Here is a 2,486-nt window from a genome sequence, read left to right as displayed (position 1 = left end):
CATGTGCGCCCATAAGGGCATATAATAAATGTATTGGTAGCGCAATACCTGACACGAGTTTACAAGTCTGTCATCAACCGGCTTATCCGAAGGGGAAACCCAAAGGGGAGTATAGCATACCGGCAAATCCATAAGTCAACTAATCGTCATGTTGCGACTGAATGGGAAGATGAAATGATAAGTATGAGGATAAAATCCGTATTGATTAAACGATAGCCTGAGCGGACAAATGCGGGTCTATGACGAAAGACGATTAATGGCGTCATATTGTGATACTCCGTTATCATGTGCATGTAGCGGAAGCGTAAACTGATCACAACGCAATTGCGGTAAGCAATAAAAGGTGGATGTCGTATCCGACAACTTATCGAGCTATAGTTATTATATGTCTAAATGGGGATTGCCTAACCCAAAATGCCAGTTGTAAGGCTATAAGGTTTCAGACCTTTGAATATTTGGCATGGCAACGGAGTCTCCGTAGTAGTCTGAGCAAGGGAAAGCCTTGTACATGGCAAAGGGAGACAGCTAATATTTTTAATACAATTAACGGAAAATGTGTGAGACATTATGAGAGATCCAGAAAGAGTATTAAACAGTCTGGCGCAGCAAAGTAAAATCTCAATGTACAGATTTGAAAGGCTATATCGGATTCTGTTCAATAAGGAAATATATTATGTTGCTTACCAAAAGCTATATGCAAAGGAAGGTAACATGACTCCCGGAGTTGATGGAAAAACCATTGACGACATGAGTATATTCCGTATTGAACAATTGATTGAATTGCTCAAAAGTGAGCAATATCAGCCTGTATCATCAAAAAGAATTTATATTCCGAAGAAAAACGGATCTAAACGACCTTTGGGAATACCTTCTTTTGATGATAAACTGGTGCAAGAGGTTATCCGTATGATTTTGGAGGCGATCTATGAAGACAATTTTGAGAGTTGTTCTCATGGATTTAGACCAAACAGAGGATGCCATACGGCACTATCCCGTATCAAGGATACTTTTACAGGTTCCAAATGGTTTGTTGAAGGAGACATTAAAGGATTCTTTGATAATATCGATCATGATATTTTGATAAGAATACTTGAAGAAAGAATTTCTGACAACAGGTTCATTAGGCTAATCAGAAAGTTCCTGAATGCTGGATACATGGAGGAATGGACATTTCATAGGACATACAGTGGAACACCACAAGGTGGAATTATTAGTCCAATACTGGCTAATATCTATCTTGATAAGTTCGACAAATATATGAATGAATATATCCATAACTTTAATGAAGGCAAAAAACGCAAACCCGATACAGTTTATGCAAAATATGCATTGAGAAAAATCAGAGCCGAGCGAAAACTTAAAATTGAAACAGATAAAAAGAAACGTGAGTTTTACCTGAATCGCATTAATGAATGTTGTAAAGCCCGTAACAACTATCCAAGTTTAGATGAGATGGACAGTAGCTACAGAAGATTGAAATACATCCGATATGCAGATGACTTTTTGATTGGAATAATCGGAAGTAAAGCAGATTGTGTTAAAGTCAAGAAAGACATCAAAGATTTTCTTGGAGAAAAACTCAATCTTGAATTATCTGACGAAAAAACATTGATAACCAATACAAAGAAGAACGCAAAATTCCTCGGATATGAAATCGGAATCTACAAAACAGATCAAACAAAACGGATTGGTAAAGGAACTGCTCAAAGATACTACAGGTCAAAAGTCTTTTTAAAAGTATCTATGGATACAATGAAAAAGAAACTCTTCGAGTATGATGCTATCAAACTGACCTATCATAATGGGAAAGAGAGATGGCATCCCAAGGCAAGGCCTTGCATGAAGAATAATGACGACTTGGAAATACTTTGCCAGTACAATGGGGAGATACGAGGCTTTTACAACTATTATTCATTGGCGAATAACAGTTATACTATTGATTCTTTTTATAATATCATGGAATACAGTATGTACAAAACCTATGCTTGCAAATATAAATCATCAGTTCGCAAGGTTCTTCGAAAATACAGTAAAAACGGAGAGTTTGGAGTTGACTATATCAAAAAGAATGGGAAAACAGTACGGTGCGAGTTTTATCATGACGGTTTTAAGCGCAAGCCTTTAAGTAGAATTAAATTCAATGATGATCAACCGCTTATTAAAATCACAAGAACGAGCCTAATCGATAGGATAAAAGCCAATAAATGTGAGATATGCGGAGCAGAATCGGTATTATCGATGCATCATGTGAAAAAGCTCAAAGATCTGCAAGGAAAAAGGATCTGGGAAAAACACATGATTGCCCGCAGACGAAAAACCATTGCGGTATGCCATGATTGCCATTGGAAAATTCATACAGGGAAGTTAGACTGATAATATTAGTGGAGAGCCGGATACGTCGAAAGGTGTAAGTCCGGTTCGGGGGCGAGTACTTGGAAACCTAACATAGCAATATGTAAAGGCGCTGGGTGCTTAGCCTACATCGT

At 37.6% G+C, this 2,486-nt stretch carries 1 protein-coding gene; it reads left to right on the top strand.

The features are described from left to right. Positions 1-567: 567 nt before the first annotated feature. A complete protein-coding gene (locus BSCG_RS00165) occupies positions 568-2,373 on the top strand; it encodes a reverse transcriptase/maturase family protein (protein WP_008777661.1) in 1,806 nt (601 codons plus the stop codon). Positions 2,374-2,486: the final 113 nt, after the last annotated feature.

Origin of the sequence: Bacteroides sp. 2_2_4, assembly GCF_000157055.1 — a bacterium.
Taxonomy (GTDB): domain Bacteria; phylum Bacteroidota; class Bacteroidia; order Bacteroidales; family Bacteroidaceae; genus Bacteroides; species Bacteroides ovatus.
This window is presented reverse-complemented; position numbering and strand designations above follow the sequence as displayed.

Coding starts and splice junctions, on each gene's coding strand:
- BSCG_RS00165 (WP_008777661.1), top strand. CDS start 568: ATGAGAGATCCAGAAAGAGTATTAAACAGTCTGGCGCAGCAAAGTAAA.